Here is a 23,888-nt window from a genome sequence, read left to right as displayed (position 1 = left end):
GAGACACACACATGCAGCTTCAAGGAAAAACCATCGTCGTCACCGGCGTGTCGTCGGGCATCGGCGCCGAGGTGGTACGCGTCGCGCGCTTTGCCGGCGCCCGCGTCATTGGCGTGGACCGCAACGACCCCAGCCTCACGCTCGACGCCTTCGTCAAGGCCGACCTGAGTTCTGCCGCCGCCATCGACGCGGCCGTGGCGCAATTGCCCGAGCGCTTCGACGCGCTGTGCAACATCGCCGGTGTGCCCGGCACGGCGCCGGCGAAGCTGGTCGCCGACGTCAACTACCTGGGGCTGCGCCATCTGACCGAACAGGCGCTGCCACGCATCCCGCGCGGCGGTTCCATCGTCAACGTGGCTTCCGTCCTCGGCGCCGAATGGCCGCAGCGCCTGGCGCCGCACAAGGCCCTGGCCGCCGCGCAAGGCTTCGAGGCCGGCGCCCATTGGCTGCGCGACCATCCCGTGCCGCAGGAGACCTGCTACCAGTACTTCAAGGAAGCGCTGATCGTCTGGAGCGCCACGCAGTCGCAGCAATGGTTCCTGGAGCACGGCGTGCGCATGAACTGCGTCGCGCCGGGCCCGGTGTTCACGCCGATCCTGGGCGACTTCGTGAGCATGCTCGGCCAGGAGCGGGTGCAGGCCGATGCGCACCGCATGCTGCGCCCCGGTTTCGCCGACGAGATCGCGCCGGTGATCGCGTGGCTGTGCAGCGACGAGGCGCGCTGGATCAGCGGCGCCAACATCCCGGTCGACGGCGGTCTGGCATCGACCTACATCTGACGCGCGATGAGCCACACCTCCATTGCTGCCGTGCTCGACACGGCGCCCCTCGACCCGGCGCTGGCCGGCTTCCTGGCGCAGGCCGCCGCCCAGGGCCACCCGCCGCTGGAGTCGCTGCCGCCGCCGGTGGCGCGCCAGGTCTACCGCGACCTGGCCGCCGGCCTGGGCCTGCCGGCGCCGGCCATCGCTTCGGCGAACGACCGCGTCATCGACGGACCCGGCAGCCCGTTGACGCTGCGCATCTACCAGCCCGACGCGCAGGGGCCGCTTCCCTTGCTGCTCTACGTGCACGGTGGCGGTTTCGTGATCGGCGACCTCGAAACCCACGACAAGGTGTGCCGCACCCTGTGCCACGACGTGGCCGCCGTGGTGGTGGCGGTGGACTACCGGCTGGCGCCCGAGCATCCCTTTCCGGCGGCGGTGGACGACGTGGCCTGTGCGCTGCGCTGGGTGGCCGCGCACGCGCGCGAGCTCGGCGCCGATCCGTCGCGCATCGCATTGGCCGGCGACAGCGCGGGTGCGCAGCTCGCCACCGTGGCGGCACTGCGTGCAGCCGGCACGATCGCGCCGCGTGCGCTGGGCCTCGTCTATCCCGTCGCCCAGCACTACAGCGAGCCGAGCCCTTCGATGGCCGAGAACGGCGAGGGCAAGTTCCTCACCACCGGCGTCATGCAATGGTTCGTCGACTGCTACCTCGGCGGGCGCCAGGCGCTGGCGCGGCACGCCGATTTCGCCTTGCTGCAATCGCAGGCACTGCACACGCTGCCGCCCACCTGGCTGGCCACCATGGGCCACGACCCGCTGCGCGACGAAGGCCATGCGCTGGCGCTGCGCATCGCGCAGGCCGGCGTGCCGACCGCGCACCGCCACTACCCCGGTGCCATCCACGCCTGCATTCACTTCACCGCGGTATCGGCGCTGGGCACCCAGGTGATGGCCGACTTGGCCGCGTGGTTGCGCTCGCAGCTGTTGCCCCGTTCCCAGCCCGATCGCTGAAGGAGGCGGTGCCTCACCCTGGGCGGCCGCGTCTTCAAGTTGGGTCCCGCAGCCTTACTACACTGGCCCAGATGAGCCGGGACCACCTTGTTTCCTATTTCTGGAGTGGCGACGCCATCCGCAGCCGAAGCGTGAGCGATGTCGTGCTGTCGGGCACGCTCGACGTGCCTGCGCCCCCGGCACGCCTGCTTGCAGATTGGGAAAGGGAAATCTCTTCACGCCTGTTCCTGGAGCCCGGCGACGTCGAGCCCTTGCCTCTGGCCCGGGCGCGAGCGCGCTGGCCGGACTACAGGCTCTGCGTGCAGGCGGTGTCCGATTGGACGCGCACGCTCGGGCTGCCCGAGGTGCTGGCCGCCAGCGACGTCGCCCTCATGGCCTGCCGCGGCGCGAGGTACCACCACGACGGTGCGCAATATGGCGGCGCGGCCTTCTGCAATCTCTTCCTGAGCGAGGACAAGGGGCTCGACCTGCATTTCCCATCTGCAGGTCTGCGCATCCCCCTTGTGCGGGGGACGGCCGTGATCTTCGATACGGGGCAGCCCCATGCCGTCATTCAACGCCGCAGCAGCGGCTTCGACGTGGCCGACTTCGCACCCGGCCAGGACTGCACCCAACTGTTCCTGACCTGGGAGCTTCCCATCGAAGATGCCCATGTGGGGCGCGCACTCCGGGTCGCCTTCGACATCGACCCTTCGACCGCGTTGCAGCTGGACGAAGAGCAAGTGCTGGTGAATGGCGAACGGGCCGTCGTCTGCCCGGATTCCGGCCGGTGGTGCCGGGCCGACTGAGCGTTCAGTCCACACTGCGGCGCTGCATTGCCAGGGCGATCGGCCGGCTGGAACAGGAGGCATAAAGACTGCTGCCTAAAACCCCAGCTTGACAACAACTTGGCCTGCGCCCAATGTCGCGACGCAATCCTGCCAACCTCCCGGATTTGGCGAGCGCGATGGATGGCCATGCCACGAACCTGATGAACACCTGGACCATACGACAGCGCATTCTTGCCAGCTTCGCCGCCGTGCTGGCACTGATGATTGTCATGGGCGCTGTCGCCTACGTCTGCCTTGCGCGCGTGGCTGTGGACGCGACCGTCATCCAGAAGGATGCCGTGCCGGGGATGGCGGTCAGCGGTCAGCTGATGGCTGCCTGGCTCGACAATTTCGCGCTCACGCAGAAGCACGTTCTCGAAACCGAAGATGCCGAGATGCGCAGTGTCGACGCGCAGCTGCAGGTCAACCGGGCCAATCTCGAGAAGCTGGCCCGGAGCTATGAGGCCACCATCTTCACGGCCAAGGACCGGGAGAACTTCGACGCATTCCTGAACCTTCGCGCCGCCTACGTGCGCACGCAGGAGGATGTCCTGCGGTTGAGCACGGAAAACAAGAATCAGGAGGCCAAAGTGCTGCTGCACAGCCAGCTCGATCCGCAGTTCGCGAAGATCCGCGCCGCCCTCCAGGTCGTCGCCGACTTCAACGCGTCGAATGGCGAGGCGGCGGCCCGGCAGATCATGGGGGCGGTGACGACCGCCAACGTGGCCATCGTGCTCAGTCTCGCCGCCGCCCTGTTGCTGGCGCTGGCGCTCGGCTACGTGCTGCTGCAGTCGATCACGCGGCCGCTGGGCCGCTTGCTCACGGTTGCCGATGCGATCGGCGCCGGCGATTTCACGCAGCGGATGGACCTGGAGCGGCGCGACGAGTTCGGCACGCTGGCGCAGGGGTTCAATCGCATGACGGAGCAGCTGACGGTGCTGTTCGGCCAGGTGCAGAAGTCCGGCATCCAGGTCAACACCTCCGCGACCGAGATCGCCGCCACCTCCAAGGAACAGCAGGCCACCGCCAGCGAGATCGCCGCGACGACCACCGAGATCGGCGCCACGTCCCGGGAGATTTCCGCCACCTCGCGCGAACTGGTGCGGACCATGAGCGAGGTGTCGGAGGTTGCCGAGGAAACGGCCACGCTGGCGGGCGGTGGGCAGGACGGTCTGCAGCGCATGGCGGAGACCATGCACAAGGTGATGGAAGCCGTCGGGTCGATCAACGCCAAGCTCGCCGTGCTGAGCGAAAAGGCCGGCAACATCAACCAGGTCGTCACCACCATCACCAAGGTGGCAGACCAGACCAACCTGCTGTCGCTGAACGCGGCCATCGAGGCCGAGAAGGCCGGCGAATTCGGGCGCGGCTTCGGCGTGGTCGCCACGGAGATCCGCCGGCTCGCTGACCAGACGGCCGTGGCCACCTACGACATCGAGCAGATGGTCAAGGAGATCCAGTCGGCCGTGTCGGCCGGCGTGATGGGCATGGACAAGTTTTCCGAGGAGGTTCGCCGCGGCATGCAGGAGGTGCAGCAGGTCGGCACGCAGCTGTCGCAGATCATCGCGCAGGTGCAGGCGCTGGCGCCGCGTTTCGTGGCGGTCAGCGAGGGCGTGCAGGCGCAGGCCACCGGCGCCGAGCAGATCAGCCAGGCGCTCACGCAATTGAGCGAAGCCGCCCAGCAGACCGTCGACTCGCTGCGCCAGTCCGGCCAGGCGATCGACGGCCTGCACCTGGCCGCCGGCGGCCTGCGCAGCGGCGTCTCGCGCTTCAAACTGGCGGAGGCGTGAGGCAAGCGAGGGCCGGCCAGATGCTGTTCCTCCTCTTTCAACTCGGCACTGAACGCTACGCGCTCGACGCGGGCCAGGTCGTCGCCGTGCTGCCGCGGCTCGGCGTGAAAGAGATTCCCCACGCGCCCCCGGCGGTGGCCGGCCTGTGCCATTACCGGGGGAGCCCGGCGCCGGTGATCGATCTCGGTCAACTGGCGCTCGGCCGCCCCTGTGCGAACCGCCTGAGCACGCGCATCGTGCTCGTGCATTTTCCCGACCCGGCCCGCGGGCCCCACCTGCTGGGCCTGCTGGCCGAACGCGCGACCGAAACGCTGCGCTGCGACGAGGGCGACTTCGTTCCGGCCGGCGTCAGCATCGATGCGGCGTCCTACCTGGGCCCGGTGATTGCCGACGCGCGCGGGTTGATCCAGCGCATCGAGGTGCGGCACCTGCTGCCGCCGCCGCTGCAGGCACTGCTGTTCAAAGAGACGGTGGCCGCGTGATGGACGTTGCCCCGTTCGAGCAGCTGCTGAAGCAGACGATGGGCCTGGACGCCGCCTCGATCGGCTCGGCCGTCGTCCAGCGCGCGGTGCAGGAGCGGCTGGCGGCCTGCCAGCTGCCGCATGCGCAGGCCTACTGGGAGCGGCTCGTCAGCTCTGCGCCCGAGTTGCAGGAACTCATCGAGGCCGTGGTCGTGCCGGAGACCTGGTTCTTCCGCGACCCGGCGTCCTTCGCAGCGCTGGCACGCCTGCTTTGCGAAGACGGGCGGCCCCCGCAGGCACAGGCGGGCCTGCGCCTGCTGAGCGTGCCGTGCTCGACGGGAGAGGAGCCCTACTCGCTGGCCATGGCACTGCTGGATGCCGGCTTTGCGGAAAACGCGCTGCACATCGATGCCGTCGACATCAGCACCCGCGCGCTGGCGCGGGCGCAGCGTGCGGTGTACGGCCGCAACTCGTTTCGCGGCAGCGACCTGGCGTTCCGCGAGCGCTACTTCGTCGCGACCACGGGCGGCCACAGCCCTGTGGACGCGGTGCGCCGACCGGTGCAGTTCCGGCACGGCAACCTGCTGGACGGCCTCATGGCCGAGGCGGAACGCTACGACATCATCTTTTGCCGCAACGTGCTGATCTACTTCGATCGCGCCACGCAGGACCGCGCCATCGCGGTGTTGACGCGGCTGCTCAAGCCGCGCGGCTGGCTGTTCGTCGGCCCCTCGGAGACGGCCTTGCTGTCGGACCACGGCTTCATCTCCGCGAAGCTTCCGCTCGCGTTCGCCTTCCGCAAGGGGCCGGCCGCCGGCAGCGACGTCAAGCTCCGCGCGGCGCCTCCGCCCGCCATGCCCGTGCGCACGCGGGCCCCGGTGCCCGCGGCCCCACCCCCACCCACGGCCCGGCCCCGCATGGTCCCCGCTCCGGCCGCGATGCCGAGGGCTGCTGCGGCGCCGGCCGAAGCGTCGACCGGCATCGACCGCGCGCGGCGTCTTGCCGACCAGGGTCACCTGGCCGACGCCGCAGCGCATTGCGAAGCACACCTGAGCCGGCACGGTCCCTCGGCCGAGGTGTTCCACCTGCTCGGCCTGGTGCGCGACGCGAGCGGCAACACGGAGGATGCGGCCGACCAGTACCGCAAGGCGCTCTACCTGGAGCCGGATCATCACGAAGCGCTGGTCCACCTCGCGCTGCTGCTGCGCAAGCGCGGCGACGAGGCCGGTGCGCAGCGCCTGCAGCGGCGTGCGAGCCGGCTGCACCAGGGCGGCGGGGCCTGATCGATGGATGCCGCACCGATCCTCGCCGAAGGCCCAGGGCATGCCGCCATCGACGATTGCTGGAATCGCATCGGCGTGCAAGGCGACGGCACCTGCCCGCAACTGAAGCAGCACGTGCACTGCAACCGGTGTCCGGTTCATGCCGCCGCCGCGCTGGCCCTGCTGGACCGGGAGGCGCCACCCGACTACCTGGCCGAATGCACCCGCCACATGGCCCAGGCCCCCAAGGCCGGCCCGGCCGATATGGACTCGGCGGTCGTCTTTCGCATCGGGGCCGAATGGCTGGCCTTGCCGACGCCGGTCTTCCTGGAAGTTGCCTCCCTGCCTGCGATCCATTCGCTGCCCGGCCGGCGCGGGGGCATCGTGCAGGGCGTGGCCAATGTGCGCGGCGAATTGCTGGTCTGCGTGCTGCTCGGCAGCATGCTCGGCCTGACGCACGCCGCGGAGACCGGGCATGCACGTCAGCGCGCGGCATTGCGGCGCCTGGTGGTGATCGGCCTCGACGGCCAGCGACTCGGCTTCGCGGTCGACGAAATGCACGGCATCGCGCGCTTCGACCCCGGCACGTTGAAGGAGGTGCCGGCCACCGTCGCCCGAGCCACGGCCCCTTATTCCAGGGCGATCCTGCCGTGGCACGAGCACATGGTCGGCCTGCTCGACGAGCAATTGCTGTTCTACACACTTCACCGGAGCCTGGCGTGACCGCCAAAGACCTCAGCGAGCTGTCGATGCTGGAGCTGTTCCGCGTCGAGGTGGAGAACCAGGCGCCCCTGCTGACGGCGGGGCTGCTCGCCCTGGAGCGGGACCCGGAGGCGGCCGACCAGCTCGAGGCCTGCATGCGCGCCGCCCATTCGCTCAAGGGCGCCGCACGCATCGTCGACATCGGCACCGCGGTCGGCGTGGCCCACGCCATGGAAGACTGCTTCGTCGCCGCGCAGGACGGCCGGCTGCGATTGCGCCAGGGCCACATCGACCTGCTGCTCGGTGGCGTGGATCTGCTCGCGCGCTTCGCGCATTCCCCGGAGATGGACCCCCTCGACTCGCCGCAGGTGAAGGCATTCGTCGAGGCGCTGGAAAGCGCGATGCAGGACAACGGCCAAAGCGATCCGGCGCCGGACGCGGTGGTGCCGGACGCGGCGGCGCCGGCATCGGACGCCCTCTCGAGGGCGCCTCCCGCCCTGGCCGAAAGCGCCGCTCCGGACCGCGTCGTGCGCGTCAGCGCCGACAACCTGAACCGGCTGCTCGGCCTGGCCGGCGAATCGCTGGTGGCCGCGCGCTGGCTTCGGCCCTTCGCCGACTCGCTGCTGCGACTCAAGCGGCTGCAGCACGAGACCGTGCAAAGGCTCGACGCGCTGCACGACGGCGACGTGCCGACAGCATCTCCGGAAGAGCACGCCCGCGCCGCACTGCACGACATCAAGCGGCGCGTCATCGAGTGCGAGCATCTGCTGACGCAGGGGCTGGCCGATATGGAGACTTTCGAGCGGCGCTCGGCCGACCTGTCGCGCCGGCTGTACGACGAGGCGGTGGCCTGCCGCATGCGGCCGTTCGCCGACGGTGTCCATGCCACGCCGCGCATGCTGCGCGACCTCGGCCGCTCGCTCGGCAAGCAGGTCAGGCTCGACATCGTGGGTGCCGCGACGCCGGTAGACCGCGACGTGCTCGAGAGACTGGACGCCCCGCTGGGCCACCTGCTGCGCAATGCGGTCGGCCACGGCATCGAGTCGCCCGAGCAGCGCCGTGCCGCGGGCAAGCCCGCGGAAGGCGTGGTCCGACTCGAAGCACGCCACAGCGCCGGTGCGCTGGAGATCTCCGTCTCCGACGATGGACAGGGCATTTCCCTCGATGCGATGCGCCGCGCCGTGGTCGAGCGCAACCACACCAAGGCCGAGCTCGCGGCCGAGCTGTCCGAGGCCGAACTGCTGGAGTTCCTGTTCCTGCCCGGCTTCACCCTCAGCGACCGCGTGACCGACATTTCGGGCCGCGGCGTCGGGCTGGACGCCGTGCAGGACATGGTGAAGCAGGTGCGCGGCAGCGTGCGCGTGTCGACGCAGGCCGGGCACGGCACGCGCTTTCAGCTGCAATTGCCGCTCACGCTTTCGGTCGTGCGCACCTTGCTCGCGGACGTCGGCGGCGAGCCGTATGCCTTTCCGCTGGCGCGCATCGTGCGCACCTCCAAAGTCGCGCCGCAGCAGGTCGAGCTGCTCGAAGGGCGGCAGCACATCGAGGTCGAAGGGCGGCGCATCGGGCTCGTCACCGCGCACCAGATCCTGCAGGCGGGGGAGCCCCAGGCCGCCGGCGGCGACCTGGCGGTCGTCGTCATCGGCGACCACGGCGAGACCTATGGCGTGGTGGTGGACCGCTTCCTCGGCGAGCGCGAACTCGTGGTGCACGCGCTCGACCCGCGCCTGGGCAAGATCAAGGACATCAGCGCCGGTGCGCTGATGGAGGACGGCTCGCCGGTGCTCATCATCGACGTCGAGGACATGATCCGCTCCGTGCAGAAGCTCATCGCGTCCGGCCACCTGAGCCAGGCCCAGCCGGGCCATGCCGCCGCCGATGGCAGCAAGCGCAAGCGCGTGCTGGTGGTCGACGACTCGCTGACGGTGCGCGAGCTCGAGCGCAAGCTGCTTGCGCAGCACGGCTACGACGTCGAGGTGGCCGTCGATGGCATGGACGGCTGGAACGCCGTGCGCACCGGCCACTTCGACCTGCTGGTGACCGACGTCGACATGCCGCGCCTGGACGGCATCGAGCTGGTGGCACTGGTCAAGAAGAACCCCAACCTCAAGTCCCTGCCGGTCATGATCATGTCGTACAAGGACCGCGCCGAAGACCGCCGGCGCGGGCTGGAGGCCGGCGCCGACCACTACCTGACCAAGGGCAGTTTTCACGACGAGACGCTGCTCCAGGCGGTGGTCGACCTGATCGGCGAGGCCGTCGCATGAAGATCGCCATCGTCAACGACATGCCGCTGGCGGTGGAGGCCTTGCGGCGCGTGCTGGCGCTGCGGCCCGAGCACCACGTCGTCTGGGTGGCCGAGAACGGCGCGCAGGCGGTGCAGCGCTGCACCGAGCTGAGGCCCGACCTCATCCTCATGGACCTGCTGATGCCGGAAATGGACGGCGTCGAGGCCACGCGCCGCATCATGTCCGCGACGCCGTGCGCCATCCTGCTCGTCACCGCCGACATGGGTGCCAACACCGCCCGCATCTTCGAGGCGATGGGCCACGGTGCGCTCGACGTCGTCGATGCGCCGGTCATCGGCAGCGGCGATCCGCGGGCCGGCGCCGCACCCGTGCTGGCGAAGATCGAGATCATCGCCAAGCTGATCGGCGACCGCGGCCGCTCCGATACCGGCGGGGCGCGGTTCGCCGCGGCAGCCGACGGGGCCCGCCCGGGGAGCCTGGTCGCGATCGGCGCATCGGCCGGCGGACCGGCGGCGCTGGCCACGCTGCTGCGCGGCCTGCCGGCCGACTTTCCCGCTGCCGTCGTCATCGTCCAGCACGTCGACGAGCAGTTCGCCGCCGGCATGGCGCACTGGCTGGCGCAGCATTCGGCGCTGCCGGTCGAGCTGGCCCGGGAAGGCGATCGGCCTGCCCCCGGCAAGGTGCTGCTCGCGGCGACCAACGACCATCTGCGGCTGGTCGCGCGCGAGCGGCTCGCCTACACGCGCGCCCCGCAGAGCTATGTCTACCGCCCGTCCGTCGACGTGTTCTTCCACAGCGCCTGCACGCTGTGGCGCGGCGAGATCGTCGGTGTGCTGCTGACCGGCATGGGGCGCGACGGTGCGCACGGCCTGAAAGCCTTGCGCGACAAGGGCCACCACACCATCGCGCAGGACCAGGCCAGCAGCGCCGTCTATGGCATGCCCAAGGCCGCAGTCGCGCTGGACGCCGCGGTCGACATCCTGCCGATCGAGGCGATCGCGGCGCAAGTGTGCAGCGTTCTTTCCACCCAGACCGAACCCGGGGGATCACGATGACCGAAACCGAATCGAGAGACAGCGGCGAGCCCAGGCCGTCCGTTGGCAAGGCCGACCGGGTCATGGTGCTGCTGGTCGACGACCAGGCGATGGTGGGCGAGGCGGTGCGGCGCGCGCTGCTGAATCAGCCGAACATCGATTTCCACTACTGCTCCGATCCGGCCGAAGCGCTCGCGGTGGCCGAGCAGGTGAGGGCGACCGTGATCTTGCAGGACCTGGTCATGCCCACCATCGACGGCCTGACGCTGGTTCGCCGGTACCGTGCCAATCCGGCCACCGCGGACATACCGATCGTGGTGCTGTCCACCAAGGAAGACCCGGCGGCCAAGGGCGACGCCTTCGCGGCCGGCGCCAACGACTATCTCGTCAAGCTGCCGAGCCAGGTCGAACTGGTCGCGCGCATCCGCTACCACTCGAAGGCGTACCAGAACCAGCTGCAGCGCGACGAGGCCTATCGCGCACTGCGCGAGAGCCAGCGGCAGCTGATGGAGAAGAACATCGAGCTGCAGCGAATGACCCATTCGGACGGACTCACCGGGGTCTTCAACCGGCGCCGTTTCGACGAATACATCCAGGAGGAATGGAACCGGGCGCTGCGCGACCAGAGCGCACTCTCCGTGCTCATGATCGACATCGACGACTTCAAGCAATACAACGACACCTATGGCCACCTGGCCGGCGACGAGGTCTTGAAGAAGGTGGCGAGCACCTTGCAGCTGAATGTCAGCCGATCGACCGATCTCGTCGCCCGCTTCGGCGGCGAGGAGTTTGCGCTGATCATGCGGACCACGCCCGAGGAGGGCGCATTCGCCGTGGCCAGGAAGCTTCGCCTGTCGGTGCAGAACCTGGGGCTGGTGCATGGCCAGTCCTCGGTGGCCGGGTTTCTGACCGTGAGCGTCGGTGGCGCATCGGTGATTCCTTCGCGCGAAGGCTCGTTTCTCGATCTCATCGAGGCCGCCGACAAGGCGCTCTACGAGGCCAAGCGGGCCGGCAAGAACCAGGAGGTGATGTACGAGGGCGGGAGCGGACAGTGACGGGTCACGCCTGATCAGTTGCTTGCACGCTGCGTCACCGGCACATGCACGTCCCACGTTGGCGAGGAGCCCGCGGCGCGCGGGCATGTCACGGCGATGACGCGGCGACTGCGTTCCGACAGTTCCCCGCTCTTCGATATCGCGTGCCACCGGATCGCATCCCATCGCGCTGTCAGAGGCACCGCGCATCTTGGAACGAAGACTTTCAGGTTGGGCTCCAGCGCCTCCCATTGATCGCGATTCTTCGCGTTCTCGCGCGCGACGAAATTGCGGGCTTCTTCCCGTATTTCGTAGAGRCCGTGGCTCACATCGTTGGAGCGCATCTGGTCGATGCTGGTGGACGAAAGGCAGTGTGTCGACCCGATGAGCAGCGCAAGAGGCAGAAGGTGGCGGTATGCATGCATGACGGCCGATTGTGGGGGGTGGATTCACGACGATGTTGTTACTCCCCGCTGCGCTCCCGACTGAATAGAGTCGTCCTGCGGCGCCATCCGAGGCGCGCCACAAGGAGTTGGGCGATGACGCGCATGCGTACCGAAACGAACACTGCAACCCCGCAACCTGCCGGCCGGGTGGCACAGGCGCTCGAAATCTACCGAAGCATTGCTGCGTGCCACGAGCACATCGCGCGCAACGACGCCGTCCACGCGCTCACGGCGGCGTTGATGCTGCCCTGCTACCAGGCCGGGTTCCGACGCCTGGCGCTCGCGCTCACCCCTGTGGAGGCGAACGCGCTAGAGTCCGTTCTCCGGCGGATTCGGAACGCCGAACCTGCCTTTCAAGAACGAGCTTCATCGATGGAGACAGCCCTGCCATGACGAAAAGCAAACTTCTGTATTCCCTCTGCGTCCTCGGCGCCTGCGCCAGCGCCGCGGCCGCGCCCGCCACCTACGAGATCGACCCCGAGCACACCTACCCCAGCTTCGAGGCCGACCACATGGGCCTCTCGATATGGCGCGGCAGGTTCAACAAGACAACAGGCAAGGTCATGCTCGACAAGGCCGCGGGCACGGGCACGGTGGACGTGACCATCGAAACGGCCAGCATCGACTTCGGCCACGCCAAGGTGGCCGAATACGTGGCCGGCCCCGAGCAGCTCGATGCCGCCAAGCACCCCGCCATCACCTACAAGGGCAAGCTCGGCGGCTTCATCAACGGCGCGCCCACCACGCTGGCCGGCGAGCTCACGATGCATGGCGTGACCCGGCCGGTGTCGCTCAAGATCAATTCCTTCAAGTGCGTTCCGCACCCGATGCTCAAGCGCGACTACTGCGGCGCCGACGCATCCGGCCACTTCAAGCGCGATGCCTTCGGGATCGACTACCAGCCGCAGTGGGGCTTCAAGCCCGACGTCACGCTGCGCATCCAGGTCGAGGCCATCAAGGCCGAGTGAACGCGCACCAAGTGCAGCGGGCGCAGAGCCTGTTTACGATCTATTCGGGACCATGCAGATGCCCTGTTAGGGTGAGTTGCAGGTGTTGTGGTGTGCGGTCCGTTCGGGGCGCGTGCACAGGACACCGGGTGCTCCCCTCCGCGAATGTCCCCCGCTTCGCTCCTCCTTTATTTCGCTGCGGGGAGCACCCGGTGCCCTGTGCACGAGAGGCGCGGCTGTAGTGCTGGCCGATCAACAAGTGCTCTGAGCGATCACACCGTCGGCGTGAGCGCGCCCTGAACAACAAGCCTCAACGCAGCCCCAAGATCGTAGACAGGCTCTCAGGGCACGCGCGTGAACACCATCCGATCGGCCAGCACTTCGGTGCCGCCGGGCGGGGTGAAGTAGATCTCGAACACATGCCGGTTCTCGTTTTCGATGCGCACCACCGTGCGCATCGGAATGTTCTTGCCCACGTTCTGCTCGCCCGTGATGCCGAGGTCGGTGAACTGCCCCTTCATGTCGATGGGCTGTCCGGTGGAGGCCGGCCCGCTGTCGTTGCACGCCTGTAGGCTATGAGCGTGAAGTTGCCGGCCGCCACCCACTCGTAGCGCTGGTCCATGTTGTTGTAGCCGAGGAAGCCCGCACGAAAGTACGGCTGGCCGTTGAAGGTGCCCTGCGTCACGTCGTGCAGGAAGCGCCCGTCGCCGATTCATTCGCCCTTCGTCGTCATGTTCTCGCCGCGTGCCGGCTTGTCGGGCGGTTCAAGGGCGCAATTGCCGCTGAAGTCGCACTGTCATTGGCAGGCCGGCCCGCAGCAGGCCAAGGCTGACCCATGTACCAGGCTGGCCGATGATCCGCTGGATGACCTGGCCGTGTGATTGGAGGCGGGTCGAGCGGCCGTCCACAGACCGGATCACGTCGCCCGGGCGCAGGCCTTGCTCATCGGCGCTTGAGCCCGCAATGATGCCCTTGACCGCCAGTTCGCCGCTCGCCAGGTCGTTGGCCAGTTGAATGCCGACGATGCCCTTGCCGCGAGCCTTCTCGTCGCGCAGATCCCGCTGGTAGATCGCCGTCTTCCTGAGCCAAGCTTTGTCTTCATCATCCAGCCAGAGGTTCCAGCTTTCCGGAGGAATGCCACCGTCCGCATCCATCGCGCGCAGCATGCGGTGCCTGACGGAGGCCGGGTACTTCTTGTCGGACAAGCAGTGTGGGTGGCTCCATGCCAATTTCAACGGAACGCCTCGTTCCCTGTACCAGGCGCCTTCGGTCGGGTCGCAGTCGGTTCCGATCGCACGGATGAATTCATCCGCCGCCAGTGTGTTGGCTTCGATCGCCGCCTTCGGTATGGTCGCGAAGATCCGTCGGGCCCAAGGTTTCTTCCCCGCGCTCAACAGGCCTGCGGCGATCGCCAGCCTCGGTGCCCGGGGTTGCGTGCGCTGCAGATCGAAAGGGACCATGCGGCTGGATGCCTTCAGCACCTTGACGGCCAGCGTGGGCCGGTTGGCGTTCAGCAGGTCCAGCGTCGTCTGGTCCGCGGAGGGGAACCGCGCAGCCTCGATGTACATGCTGATCAACTGCTCGACGCGAGCTGGCACCAATCCGAAGCGCTCGCCCCGGCTCAGCAATTCGCCGAGTTCGCCTTCCGGTGCATCCTCACTTGGCCCTGAAGCCGTAGTGGCGACGGCCCCCCAGTCGTAGCCCTGGCGAATCAGTTCTTCCGCGATGTCGTTCAGCTTCAGCTCGAGGGCGCGCGTCAGCAGTCTTCTTCTGTCCGGCTGCGGGACGGCAAAGGACGTGGCGCCCAATTTGCGCAGCTCGGGCCACATCATCGGCGTGAGGGTTCGCCGCCCTTCGGATTCACTTTCGCGCACGGCCATATCGGCGTCGAGCACGCCCCCGAAACGATTGCCCGGGGTGTTGATATCGACGCCACTTGCGAGTGTGCGCAGGAGCAACTCGCGGTCTCTGTAGAGCACCGCCTGAACGATGGCAGGCTCGCCCATGGCAAGCCAGTCGGTCTCGGACGCCCGGGCGCCGCGAAACATGAGCCCTGTGTCCGACGCCTGCCAGCTTGCGCCACCATCGTCGCTCCGGTAAAGACCACCGGCCTGCCACGCGGCCAGCATGCGCTGCGGGTCTGCCGCGTCCAGCAGCAGTGCCGTCGACGTCCACCCTCCAGGCAGGCCAGGGGACATGCAGCCGGAGTCGGGCCGATTCCCTGGTGTCCGTGGTGGTGTCCACGACTTGCCCGCATCGGTACTGACGTGAACGCAGGTCGAACGCGGGAAGGAGCCGTTGTCCCAGACGCAACGCGCCAGCAGCATGGTCGCCACGGCGGGTGAGCGATGAACACTGCACCAGGTCTCGCCGCCGAACGGTGCTGCAGGTCCTGTGTCTGCAGAGTCCGGTCGCTGCGGGTCCAGGTTCTGGAAGCCGTTGCTTGCCCGCGTCCAGCTCGATCCGCGATCGTTGCTTTGCAGCCAGTTGCCCTGGCCGTTGCGCACGACGAGGTCGTCGTCATTGAGCGCGATCAGGTTCGACGGCATGCCCGTGCGACGCCCTGTCCTTACCGGGCTCTCGAACTCGTGGACCTGCTCCCAGGACCGCTCCGCATCGCCGGATCGCCAGAGCACGCCGTCGTCCAGGCTGTAGCTGAACGAGTGTCCTTGCACTGCGTTGGACGCAAGCTCGCCGTCGCGCTGCCGAGTCCACGTGCGGCCGCTGTCGGACGAACGGAACCAGCGGCCGTCGTAGGCCCACCAGTCGCGAGTCTGTCCATCGGCAGGAACGACCAATCGGGTGGGCAGGAAGCTGCCGCCGGCAGCGCCATTCGGTTCCGAGAATTTCAATGGCGCGCGTTGGACCCATTGCCGTCCCGCATCGAATGATTCATGCAAACCGGGTTTCCCTTCGCTACCCCGGTCGCTGGCAAGCACCCATAAATGCTGCGCGTCCTTTGGATCGACGTGCAGGTCGGCGATCGTGACGGGTTGAGGTATGCGCAACGAATTCCATGTCCGGCCGCGATCGTCGGAGCGAAAAAGCATGCCGATGCCAACGGCATACACCAGGTCGGGCTGCGCGGCAGATTGCGCGAATTTTCGGACCTCGACGCCCCGCCATGTGGGCATGCTGGCAAGTGCTGCCCAATGAATTCCGAGTGCGAGCAGCCCGATGAGGAATCGCATGCGTGAATGTCCTGTTGTTGTTCTGATCACCGCCTTGTGGCGCGCAGGGCTTTGCCGAAAGCAGCCGCCCGCGATCGTCGCACACGGCGCATCGCCTGAACCAGGTTTTCTCCTCGCACGCCGGGTTGTCCGCTACCCGCCACCTGCGAGATCGACCCCGAGCAGCGTGATGCCTTCGGGCTCGACCACCAGCCGCAATGGGGCTTCAAGCCCGACGTCACGCTGCGTATCCAGGTCGAGGCCATCAAGACCGAGTGAACGCACGCCGGCTGCCGTGCCCGGCGTTGCTGCGCCAGTTCCCATGAAAGCCGAACGGCACGCGATGCGGGAGCCGTGCGATCGCCACAGGCCCGGCGGCCACGTCGGTCGCGTCGAGCACCAGCAGGTCGCTGCGCTTTTCCTGCGCCCGCCATGCCACCGCCAGCAGCCAGCCGTCGCCCTCCGCCGCATCGGCGGTGCGCGGCACGAACACCGGCTCCGACACCACGTCCCCGTGCGGGAGCGTGTACATGCAGCGCTCGCCGGTCTCGAAATCGAAGCGGGCCAGGCTGTCGTAGAGCACGCTCTCGGCATCGCCCCGCGGGCGCTGCGTGGCATGGCAGGTGTAGAAGCCGTAGCGGTTGCGGCGCCCCGCGTAGCGCTCGTCGATGCGCGGGAATTCCGCCACCAGATCGTCGAGGTATTCGCGGCGGAATCCGGCGCCGGTGCCTGCGAGATCGAAGGTCCAGCGGCACAGGCGCGCGGCCATGGCCTCGGGGTCGCCGGGCCGGCCTTCGGCATCGGGCAGGCCCGGCGCCGTTTCCGACTGCATCACATACGCCACCAGCGTGTCGCCGTCGTCCCACGCATTCATCACATGGAACACATGGCAGGCCTCGGCCTCGAACCAGCGCAGGGTGTCGGTGGCGCTGCCGCGCCGCATCACGCCCACATGCGTGCGCAGCTGCGCATCCCACGCCAGCAAGGGCTTGCCGCGCATCGCGCGTTCCACGCTGAGCGTCAGCGGCATGACCGGAAAGAGCACATGCCCGCGCGTCACCATGAAGTCGTGCGCCATGCTGGCGTACGGCGCGGTGAACGACTGCAGCCCGGTCACTTCGCAATCGCGGTCCATCACCCCGTAGAGCATGGTCGGCGAACCCGGGCCGTCGGGCGAGTAGGCGAAGAAGTGCAGCTCGCCGCTTTCTGGGTCGACCTTCGGGTGCGCAGTGCAACGCGACATGAGGCGGTCACCAAAACTCTGGTGTCCCTTGGATGCCAGCGTATGCGCATCGAGCTCGAAGGGCTGGTGCGACTCTTCCAGCGCAAACAACCGGTTGCCGTGCCACAGCATGTTGGTGTTCGCCGTGCCGCCGTTGCGGCCCTGCGCCAGCGGGTCGCTGGTGGCCGGGTTGCCGAAGGTGCCGAAGAGCGCGCGCCCGGTCTCGTTTTCCAGCTGCCACTTGGGCGTGCGCGCCCAGCGGTTGCTGTACGACACCCGGCCCTCGTCGATGTGGAATGCATGCACCATGCCGTCGCCGGAAAACCAGTGGTAGTTGCCGTCGCGCGGTGCATGGTGCGGATTCGGCCCCACGCGGTAGAGGCTGCCTGAAAGCCCGGGCGGGATGGTGCCTTCGGTGTCGAGCACCGCGATGTCGTGCTCCTCGGAGATCGGCGCGTAGTTGCCGGTGAAGAAATGAGGGTTGGCCTGTGTCGGTGCGTTCACGTTCTTTTGTCCTTGCGGATTCGTTCAGGGGATCGGGGTGGGCGCTGCATCGAGCTGCGCGATGGCCTGCCCTATGTAGGCGGCCAGGGGCGTGTCGATGCCGGAGCCGGCGCGCAAGGCTGGGTCGCTGCGGAACGCGTCCAGCAGCTTGACGTGCAACGCCGCGTCGCCGCCTGCCTTGGCCAGCGAGAGCGCCTGCCACCGCAGCGCGAGCACGCGCATTTCCGCGCTGCCCGCGGGCGTGCCTTGCAGCATTCGATGCCGCACGTCGGCAATGAGCGGTGGCCATGCGTCGGTCTGCGCGACGTAGTGCGAGCGCAGCGCCGTCATTTCGTCGGCGCTGCAGTACGCGGCATACAGCTGCAGGCGCGCGAAGGCCATGGCCTGCGAGATGTAGCGCATGCCGTCCCGGTCGACACCCGTCAATGAATGCAGCGAAGGCTCGTTCCAATGCATGCTGTAGAGCTTCATCAGCAGGCCTTCATCGCCGCCGGTTTCTTCGAGCAGCAGTGCGATCCAGCGGCGGGCCAGTGCCTGCGCCTGCGGGCTTTCGGGCGGTGCGCCCGTCGAGACCAGTTCGTGGAGCAGGGCTGCGAGCCCGGCGCGCTCGGGCGCGGCCGCCTCGGCCAGGCTGTCGCGCTGCGAGGTCAGCGTGCGCAGTTCGTCGTCGCTGAAATACTTCGAGCCGGCGACCATGCTTTCGAGCGCGACCAACCAGTCGTCGATGGCCGGCTCCTCGCTCGCCTGCAACTGGCCCTGCATCGCCAGCAGGTGCGTGCGCAGGGCAGACGCCTGCCGGATCTCGCGGTCGAGCTGCGCCACCTGCCGCTCGACGATGTCCGACAGCCCGCCGGCGGCGTTCTTGTCGAGCAGTGCGCCGATCTCGGTCAGCGAAAGATCGAGCCGCCGCAGTGCCTGGATCCGGTAGAGCCGCGCCACGTCCTTGCGGTCGTACAGGCGGTAGCCGCCGCTGGAACGTTCGGATGGCACCAGCAGACCGATGTCGCCGTAGTGCCGCAGTGCGCGCACGGTGAGGCCCGCGCGCCGGGCGAGTTCGCCGATCTTCAGAAACATGCCTTCTCCGCCTTCTCTCTCTCTTCAAGTGAAAGGCATCGTAGACCGTGACGTTGCGAGAGGGTCAAGCAACTTTTTGCCCGTCGAGGGCGTGTCGTGCCGGCCTCAGGCCGCCGAAGCGACGGTGTGGCCGACAGCTCAGTCCCACGCCGGCGACAGGCCGGCCGGGTCGGTGAGCCGCTCGCCGCGGTCGAGCGCCGCGATCTGCGCCATCTCGGCATCCGTCAGCCGCAGCTGCTGCGCCTTCAGATTGCTCTCAAGGTTCGCGCGCTTCGTCGACGACGGAATCACCGCGTAACCCAGCTGCATCGCCCAGGCCAGCACCACCTGCGCGGCCGTCGCGTCGTGCGCCTTGGCCATCGCCTTGATCACCGGGTCGGCAATCACCTTGCCGTAGGCCAGCGTCATGTACGAGGTGATGTGGATGCCCTGGCTCTTTGCGAACTCCGCCACCTTGCGGTTCTGCAGGTACGGGTGCAGCTCGATCTGGTTGGTGGCGATCTCCTTCGTGCCCACGGCCGCGATGGCTTCCTTCATCAGCGCGATGTTGAAGTTCGACACGCCAATGTGCTTGGTGAGCCCCTGCGCCTTGGCCTCGGCCAGCGCGCCCATGAACTCGGCCACCGGCACCGCGTTGCCGGGCGAGGGCCAGTGGATCAGCGTCAGGTCCACATGGTCGGTGCGCAGCTTGGCGAGGCTGTCTTTCAGGCTGGGCACCAGCTTGTCCTTGGCGTAGTTGTCGGTCCAGATCTTGGTGGTGATGAACAGGTCCTTGCGGGCCACGCCGCTTTCGGCGATGGCCTGGCCCACCTCGGCCTCATTGCCGTAGATCTGCGCCGTGTCGATCGTGCGGTAGCCCACGTCGAGGCCGTTCTTCACCGAGTCGATTACCACCTGGCCCTTGAGGCGGAAGGTGCCGAGGCCGAAGGTGGGAATGGTGTTGTTGGATGTCATGGTGTTGTCCTTGTGCGTTTGAATCAATAAACAAATAAATGGAGAGAGGCAAGAAAGAGGGCGGTCAGTGGCCGACCGGCATCGGCCCCGAGGCCCGCACCGGAATGCCGGCGCGGCGGTCCAGCGTGCCGCTCCACTGCGTGAGGGCCAGCGACACCAGCACCACCAGCGCGCCGATCCAGGGCGTGTGCATCAGCCCGAGGTGCGTCACGATCAGGCCGCCGGCCCAGGCCGCGAGGGCAATGCCCAGGTTGAAGGCCGCGATGTTCAGGCCCGAGGCCACGTCCACCGCCTGCGGCGTGAAGCGTTCGGCCTGCTTCACCACATACACCTGCAGGCCCGGCACGTTGCCGAAGGCCACGGCGCCCCACATCAGCACCGCCACCAGCGCCAGCCACTTGTGCGGCGCCGCGAAGTTGAAGACCAGCAGCACCGCGGCCAGCAGCGCAAAGATGATCTTCAGCGCCGGAATCGGCCCCATGCGGTCGGCCAGTTTGCCGCCCCAGATGTTGCCCACCGCCACCGACACGCCGTACACCAGCATCACCCAGCCCACCGCGCCGGCGCTGAAGCCCGACACGTCCGTGAGGATCGGCGCGAGAAAGGTGAAGGGAATGAACGAGCCGCCGTAGCCGATGGCCGTCTTGGCATACACCAGCAACAGGCGCGGCTCGCCAAGCACTTTGGCCTGCTGCGCCAGCGAGGCCGGCGGCGTGTGGCGGATGTTGTGGGGAATGAAGATCCAGCTGCCGATGAAGGCGATCACGCCCAGCGCGGACACGGCCAGGAAGGTTTCGCGCCAGCCGAAGTGCTGCCCGATGAACGTGCCCAGCGGCACCCCCGTGACCAGCGCCACCGTGAGCCCGGTGAACATGATCGCGATGGCGCTGGCGGCCTTTTCCTTCGGCACCAGGCCGGTGGCGATGGTCGAGCCGATCGAGAAGAACACGCCGTGCGCCAGCCCCGTGAGCACGCGGGCGGCAATCAGCGATTCATAGCTCGGCGCCTTCCACGCCAGCAGATTGCCGAGCGTGAAGAGGGCCATCAGCCCGAGCAGCAGCGCCTTGCGCGGCAGCTTGCCCGTGAGGGCGGTGAGCACCGGCGCGCCGATGGCGACGCCCAGCGCGTAGAGGCTGACCAGCAGGCCGGCCGAGGGAAGGCCGATGCCGAGGTCGGCGGCGACCGTGGGGATGAGGCCAACGATGACGAACTCGGTCGTCCCGATGGCGAAGGCGCTGAGGGTCAGCGCGAGTAGGGCGATTGGCATGAGGGCACTCCTTCTTGGATGTGGAGGAGTGTCTTGGGATTACCTTTGCAGAAAAACCCTCAGTTCAGAACAATAATATTGACTTCAAATCAATAATAAATGCCTGCACAGCAGGCGTTCATCTCGGAGAGTAGGCTCGCGTTGACAACTGGTTCGCATTGCTAGACAGGCTGTCATTTGTTGCCCCGTACTTTGTTCGATCCCCAAGGCTAAATGCGGGGCTGAAACACATTTGGGTGGCCTTATTATTCGGCCACAGAAATAAGCCGGGAGACACGTACTCCTCGGTATGGCTGACGCTTCGTCGGCTAGATGGCTACTCTTACAGGAATGAGGGGATCTCTTGACCAAGAATCAGCAACGCATCGCCGCCATCCAGTGCAAGCAATGGCTTGCTGAGTGGGATGGATACCCGTTTCCTGAAGCAAACGAGCGTAAGAAGCCGCCCGAACAGCTCTTGGTCTTCTCGATGTCCGCCAAGCAGCTGCGCAAACTATCGGGTGTGTATGTTCGGAGGCGCGAAGGTTCTGACGCAACAGGCATACAGCGACTGCACGAGAAAGACCGATCGCAGAAGATCGGAGAGTATGTCCGTGCCGGCTATCCCTTCGGTGATTTATCTGGAAAACAAAAAGCCGACGAGGCCAACGACTCGCTCAAGAAGCCCGGGTGGCTTCCAACGGCAATCGTCGTCAACTTTCTCAAGCCTGGAGATCAACGTCGAGGCAAGACAGTGGATGCGTCAGATGCGCTCGAAGTGGAAGTGACGAATGGTGCGGTACAGATCGTCTTGCCAAGTGGAGTTGCTGAAAGTGCTTGGGAGCCAAAGGGCTTGGCGCCGATTGAAGTTATCGATGGGCAACACCGTCTCTTTGCGTTCGACGAGGCGTCTGGACTACCGGATGACTTCGAACTTCCGGTAGTGGCGTTTCATGGATTGGACATGGGATGGCAAGCCTATCTTTTCTGGTCAATCAATGTTTCGCCAAAGAAGATAAATCCAAGTCATGCTTATGACTTATTTCCGTTGCTTCGAACGCAGGATTGGCTGGAAAGTGTCTCTGCCGTGCACGTATACCGTGAAGCGCGAGCGCAAGAACTTACTGATTTGCTCTTCCGTCACAGTGCGAGTCCATGGAAGGGGCGTATCAACATGCTGGGCGAGCGAAAGTCAGGCTGGGTCTCCCAAGCGGGATGGGTGCAGGCGATCTACAACTCGTTTCTAAGCCCGGGTCTGGTAGGAAGAAGTCGGAAGGGGCTTTTTGCGGCGAACCTGTCGTCGACAACGGGACCATTGGACTGGAGTCGGCCGCAGCAGGCCGCGTTTCTTATTTTTCTCTGGCAGAAATTGCGCGACGCGGTAGCTAGCAAGGTAGAGGGTTGGCCGGCCTCGCTCCGTGAGCCAACTGCGCCGCAGATTGATTTACAGGATGGCTTTGACCTCGCGTTCCTTGGGCCAAAAACTCTCCTGAATCAGGAGCAAGGGGTTCGCGGATTCTGCATTGCGCTTAACGATGTTCTGTATCGCTCTGCGAGCAGGCTTCAACTGGACAAATGGCGGATGGACGATATTGATGCGGGAGAAACTCGAAGCGAGGATATCGACCGAAGTCTCGTCGAGATGGCGGAGCAGCCATTTCAGAACGAGATTGCGCAGGCTGTCGCGATCTTGGCGGAGTTTGATTGGCGCTCGAGTGATGCCCCGGATCTGACGCCTGAGGAGGAGTTAACCAAGGTGGGATTCCGAGGAACCGGTGGGTATGGTCGGGTACGTCAAGAGCTTCTTGGCTTGCTCGCAAAAGAGAACACAGAACTAGGTGAGGTAGCTGCGCAGATCCTGGCAAGCGAGAAGAGCTGAGGATGGCTGCCCCAACTTTTAGCTCTGCTGAAGAGGCAACACTCTTACTTGCGGATCGGACGTCTATCGTCCAAGCGATGACCGGTTTTGCATTCCCTGTAACTGGCGCGTGGCTGCCAGGTGCGCATGTTGCCGTTGCGGGCATCGACAAAGATCATCGACCTGGAGGGGCGCAGGCGATTCCGGGTGCTTCCTTGTCTGAGTATTTGGCTGCCGCGGCACCAACACATTGTGCTGACGGCTGGAGTTACCTTTCGAGGGCGCTGCACTCGTATCTCATGGGTGATGCACATTCATCTTGGCACTTTGCGTACTACGCTGAACTGCGTGCTGCTCAATCTATTCTTTCAGCCTCGGGCTGTGGGGCCTTCAACACTTGGAACTGCGTACTCGATGCACACGGTGCGATTCATTCGCTAGGACGGCATCCCACGCACGAGATGGTGTGGCTCGCTCTCGGCTTCTTGATTAAGAGTTCTACCGGGGCGAGCGCGGCAATTGCAGCTGCAACTCGCATTTTTGGAGAATCCGTCCCGGATATTGTTCAGTACGCGTACCCAGGTGTAAACGCGGCGACAACGTCTTCGGGATGGATTTCGGATTGGTTGTATGACTTGGAAGTTGGAGCTGAGGACAAAGGATTTAGGAATCGCTGCAGCTACAACCCTCATATCCTCACTCCGCATCGAGCAAACGTCCAAGAGAGTATGGAACTAGTGACATCGCTTTGGCGAGTTCTCGAACCTTCGCCGGGAGCCGCGTTCCTTCAACTAGACAAACACATAGTGCGATCAGCGCTGCGAAAAGAAGCCAGTGACTCGTTGCGGCTACACGGCACTCCTGATCCTATTGCTGCCAACGTTTTGGAGGCAGAGCTGCGTGCGGCTTATGAAAGGCTCGTCGGTGCTGCTCCCGTGCTTCAGTCGATACCGATCGACTTTCTTGCGAATCCTCTGGAGGCAGATCACCCATTGCTTCAGCATGCTCAAGACTATTCTGCGTCCCCCGCAACGCCAAGGCCTGCCCTTGCAAGGGCAAGTTTGCTATTGCGAGTAGCGACTGGGATGACGCAGAACTTACTCCGAGACGCGGGACAAGAGTCTCAACTTGGATTTTGGTTAGATGGCCTTGCGGAACTACAGGGATTGGTCTCAGAGCGTTCAGAGATTCCAAGTAGTCGAATGGATCTCTACCTTGATTGTGCTGATGCATCTGAACAACTAGAGAATGAATACGCAAAGGGAAGCACCTCATTGGCTGCTTTGATGAGTAGCTCAAAAATAAAAACTCATTTGCTATCGCAAGCTGAGCGAGTCGTGCAGTGGAGCTT

At 66.1% G+C, this 23,888-nt stretch carries 22 protein-coding genes; 14 read left to right on the top strand and 8 right to left on the bottom strand.

What is annotated here, in order from left to right; all coding sequences use genetic code 11:
• The first annotated feature begins 11 nt into the window (after positions 1–11).
• The 10 genes from AC1DXX_RS27235 (at position 12) to AC1DXX_RS27190 (ending at position 11,137) form a co-directional block, all read left to right on the top strand.
• The gene (locus tag AC1DXX_RS27235) at positions 12–779 is read left to right on the top strand and encodes a coniferyl-alcohol dehydrogenase (protein ID WP_478137330.1); all 768 of its coding nucleotides are present in this window, start codon (positions 12–14) and stop codon (positions 777–779) included.
• Between the two features lie 6 nt (positions 780–785).
• Positions 786–1,775, top strand: coding sequence for an alpha/beta hydrolase (locus tag AC1DXX_RS27230; protein ID WP_478137329.1), 990 nt, complete (start codon positions 786–788; stop codon positions 1,773–1,775).
• 71 nt (positions 1,776–1,846) lie between these two features.
• Positions 1,847–2,563 carry a hypothetical protein gene (locus AC1DXX_RS27225; RefSeq protein WP_478137328.1) on the top strand — a complete coding sequence of 239 codons (717 nt, stop codon included), beginning with the start codon at positions 1,847–1,849 and terminating at the stop codon, positions 2,561–2,563.
• 182 nt (positions 2,564–2,745) lie between these two features.
• The gene (locus AC1DXX_RS27220) at positions 2,746–4,374 is read left to right on the top strand and encodes a methyl-accepting chemotaxis protein (RefSeq protein WP_478137327.1); all 1,629 of its coding nucleotides are present in this window, start codon (positions 2,746–2,748) and stop codon (positions 4,372–4,374) included.
• Between the two features lie 20 nt (positions 4,375–4,394).
• On the top strand, positions 4,395–4,856 hold the full coding sequence (locus tag AC1DXX_RS27215) for a chemotaxis protein CheW (RefSeq protein ID WP_478137326.1): 462 nt from the start codon (positions 4,395–4,397) through the stop codon (positions 4,854–4,856).
• The gene (locus tag AC1DXX_RS27210; protein WP_478137325.1) at positions 4,856–6,118 is read left to right on the top strand and encodes a CheR family methyltransferase; all 1,263 of its coding nucleotides are present in this window, start codon (positions 4,856–4,858) and stop codon (positions 6,116–6,118) included. Before AC1DXX_RS27215 ends, AC1DXX_RS27210 begins: the two co-directional genes overlap by 1 nt.
• Before the next feature lie 3 nt (positions 6,119–6,121).
• Entirely contained in the window at positions 6,122–6,820 is a 699-nt protein-coding gene (locus AC1DXX_RS27205) for a chemotaxis protein CheW (RefSeq protein WP_478137324.1), read from the top strand.
• Positions 6,817–9,066, top strand: coding sequence for a hybrid sensor histidine kinase/response regulator (locus AC1DXX_RS27200; RefSeq protein WP_478137323.1), 2,250 nt, complete (start codon positions 6,817–6,819; stop codon positions 9,064–9,066). The genes AC1DXX_RS27205 and AC1DXX_RS27200 overlap by 4 nt, the downstream gene beginning before the upstream one ends.
• A complete protein-coding gene (cheB, locus tag AC1DXX_RS27195) occupies positions 9,063–10,103 on the top strand; it encodes a chemotaxis-specific protein-glutamate methyltransferase CheB (RefSeq protein WP_478137322.1) in 1,041 nt (346 codons plus the stop codon). Before AC1DXX_RS27200 ends, cheB begins: the two co-directional genes overlap by 4 nt.
• Positions 10,100–11,137, top strand: coding sequence for a diguanylate cyclase (locus AC1DXX_RS27190; protein WP_478137321.1), 1,038 nt, complete (start codon positions 10,100–10,102; stop codon positions 11,135–11,137). Before cheB ends, AC1DXX_RS27190 begins: the two co-directional genes overlap by 4 nt.
• 14 nt (positions 11,138–11,151) lie before the next feature.
• Here AC1DXX_RS27190 and AC1DXX_RS27185 read toward each other — a convergent pair whose 3' ends face one another.
• On the bottom strand, positions 11,152–11,460 hold the full coding sequence (locus AC1DXX_RS27185) for a hypothetical protein (protein WP_478137320.1): 309 nt from the start codon (positions 11,458–11,460) through the stop codon (positions 11,152–11,154).
• Between the two features lie 195 nt (positions 11,461–11,655).
• Here AC1DXX_RS27185 and AC1DXX_RS27180 point away from each other — a divergent pair, with 195 nt between their 5' ends.
• Together AC1DXX_RS27180 and AC1DXX_RS27175 are read left to right on the top strand one after the other, a co-directional pair.
• On the top strand, positions 11,656–11,955 hold the full coding sequence (locus tag AC1DXX_RS27180) for a hypothetical protein (protein ID WP_478137319.1): 300 nt from the start codon (positions 11,656–11,658) through the stop codon (positions 11,953–11,955).
• The gene (locus AC1DXX_RS27175) at positions 11,952–12,530 is read left to right on the top strand and encodes a YceI family protein (protein ID WP_478137318.1); all 579 of its coding nucleotides are present in this window, start codon (positions 11,952–11,954) and stop codon (positions 12,528–12,530) included. Before AC1DXX_RS27180 ends, AC1DXX_RS27175 begins: the two co-directional genes overlap by 4 nt.
• Before the next feature lie 320 nt (positions 12,531–12,850).
• Here AC1DXX_RS27175 and AC1DXX_RS27170 read toward each other — a convergent pair whose 3' ends face one another.
• The 7 genes from AC1DXX_RS27170 to AC1DXX_RS27140 all read right to left on the bottom strand — a co-directional run bounded on the left by AC1DXX_RS27170 (position 12,851) and on the right by AC1DXX_RS27140 (position 20,700).
• Positions 12,851–13,030 (bottom strand): hypothetical protein, encoded by a 180-nt coding sequence (locus AC1DXX_RS27170; RefSeq protein WP_478137317.1) that lies wholly within the window; start codon positions 13,028–13,030, stop codon positions 12,851–12,853.
• Positions 13,027–13,194: a hypothetical protein gene (locus AC1DXX_RS27165; protein ID WP_478137316.1), complete on the bottom strand. Its 168-nt coding sequence runs from the start codon at positions 13,192–13,194 to the stop codon at positions 13,027–13,029. The genes AC1DXX_RS27170 and AC1DXX_RS27165 overlap by 4 nt, the downstream gene beginning before the upstream one ends.
• Before the next feature lie 79 nt (positions 13,195–13,273).
• Positions 13,274–15,700 (bottom strand): PDZ domain-containing protein, encoded by a 2,427-nt coding sequence (locus AC1DXX_RS27160; RefSeq protein WP_478137315.1) that lies wholly within the window; start codon positions 15,698–15,700, stop codon positions 13,274–13,276.
• A gap of 244 nt (positions 15,701–15,944) precedes the next feature.
• Entirely contained in the window at positions 15,945–17,405 is a 1,461-nt protein-coding gene (locus AC1DXX_RS27155) for a carotenoid oxygenase family protein (protein ID WP_478137314.1), read from the bottom strand.
• Between the two features lie 24 nt (positions 17,406–17,429).
• Complete coding sequence (locus AC1DXX_RS27150) at positions 17,430–18,479, bottom strand: MerR family transcriptional regulator (RefSeq protein ID WP_478137313.1); 1,050 nt, start codon at positions 18,477–18,479, stop codon at positions 17,430–17,432.
• A gap of 138 nt (positions 18,480–18,617) precedes the next feature.
• A complete protein-coding gene (dkgB, locus tag AC1DXX_RS27145; protein WP_478137312.1) occupies positions 18,618–19,433 on the bottom strand; it encodes a 2,5-didehydrogluconate reductase DkgB in 816 nt (271 codons plus the stop codon).
• Between the two features lie 64 nt (positions 19,434–19,497).
• Positions 19,498–20,700, bottom strand: a complete 1,203-nt coding sequence (locus tag AC1DXX_RS27140; RefSeq protein WP_478137311.1) for an MFS transporter — start codon at positions 20,698–20,700, stop codon at positions 19,498–19,500.
• 343 nt (positions 20,701–21,043) lie between these two features.
• Between AC1DXX_RS27140 and AC1DXX_RS27135 the strand changes: the two genes are divergently transcribed.
• Complete coding sequence (locus AC1DXX_RS27135) at positions 21,044–22,558, top strand: DGQHR domain-containing protein (RefSeq protein WP_478137310.1); 1,515 nt, start codon at positions 21,044–21,046, stop codon at positions 22,556–22,558.
• A 2-nt stretch (positions 22,559–22,560) separates the two neighbouring features.
• A partial coding sequence (locus tag AC1DXX_RS27130; RefSeq protein WP_478137309.1) for a hypothetical protein occupies positions 22,561–23,888 on the top strand: 1,328 nt, incomplete at its 3' end.

It is taken from the genome of Variovorax sp. P4_B10 (assembly GCF_056402375.1).
The sequence above is the reverse complement of the archived record's forward strand: the minus strand, read 5'-3'. Positions and strand labels throughout refer to the sequence as shown.

Excerpts from the sequence above, each read along its gene's own strand:
- AC1DXX_RS27190 (WP_478137321.1), top strand. The coding sequence starts at position 10,100 with ATGACCGAAACCGAATCGAGAGACAGCGGCGAGCCCAGGCCGTCCGTT.
- AC1DXX_RS27150 (WP_478137313.1), bottom strand. The coding sequence starts at position 18,479 with ATGTTTCTGAAGATCGGCGAACTCGCCCGGCGCGCGGGCCTCACCGTG.
- AC1DXX_RS27180 (WP_478137319.1), top strand. The coding sequence starts at position 11,656 with ATGACGCGCATGCGTACCGAAACGAACACTGCAACCCCGCAACCTGCC.
- dkgB (WP_478137312.1), bottom strand. The coding sequence starts at position 19,433 with ATGACATCCAACAACACCATTCCCACCTTCGGCCTCGGCACCTTCCGC.
- AC1DXX_RS27220 (WP_478137327.1), top strand. The coding sequence starts at position 2,746 with ATGAACACCTGGACCATACGACAGCGCATTCTTGCCAGCTTCGCCGCC.
- AC1DXX_RS27215 (WP_478137326.1), top strand. The coding sequence starts at position 4,395 with ATGCTGTTCCTCCTCTTTCAACTCGGCACTGAACGCTACGCGCTCGAC.
- AC1DXX_RS27205 (WP_478137324.1), top strand. The coding sequence starts at position 6,122 with ATGGATGCCGCACCGATCCTCGCCGAAGGCCCAGGGCATGCCGCCATC.
- AC1DXX_RS27160 (WP_478137315.1), bottom strand. The coding sequence starts at position 15,700 with ATGCGATTCCTCATCGGGCTGCTCGCACTCGGAATTCATTGGGCAGCA.
- AC1DXX_RS27170 (WP_478137317.1), bottom strand. The coding sequence starts at position 13,030 with ATGAAGGGGCAGTTCACCGACCTCGGCATCACGGGCGAGCAGAACGTG.
- AC1DXX_RS27230 (WP_478137329.1), top strand. The coding sequence starts at position 786 with ATGAGCCACACCTCCATTGCTGCCGTGCTCGACACGGCGCCCCTCGAC.
- AC1DXX_RS27210 (WP_478137325.1), top strand. The coding sequence starts at position 4,856 with ATGGACGTTGCCCCGTTCGAGCAGCTGCTGAAGCAGACGATGGGCCTG.
- cheB (WP_478137322.1), top strand. The coding sequence starts at position 9,063 with ATGAAGATCGCCATCGTCAACGACATGCCGCTGGCGGTGGAGGCCTTG.
- AC1DXX_RS27225 (WP_478137328.1), top strand. The coding sequence starts at position 1,847 with ATGAGCCGGGACCACCTTGTTTCCTATTTCTGGAGTGGCGACGCCATC.
- AC1DXX_RS27175 (WP_478137318.1), top strand. The coding sequence starts at position 11,952 with ATGACGAAAAGCAAACTTCTGTATTCCCTCTGCGTCCTCGGCGCCTGC.
- AC1DXX_RS27235 (WP_478137330.1), top strand. The coding sequence starts at position 12 with ATGCAGCTTCAAGGAAAAACCATCGTCGTCACCGGCGTGTCGTCGGGC.
- AC1DXX_RS27140 (WP_478137311.1), bottom strand. The coding sequence starts at position 20,700 with ATGCCAATCGCCCTACTCGCGCTGACCCTCAGCGCCTTCGCCATCGGG.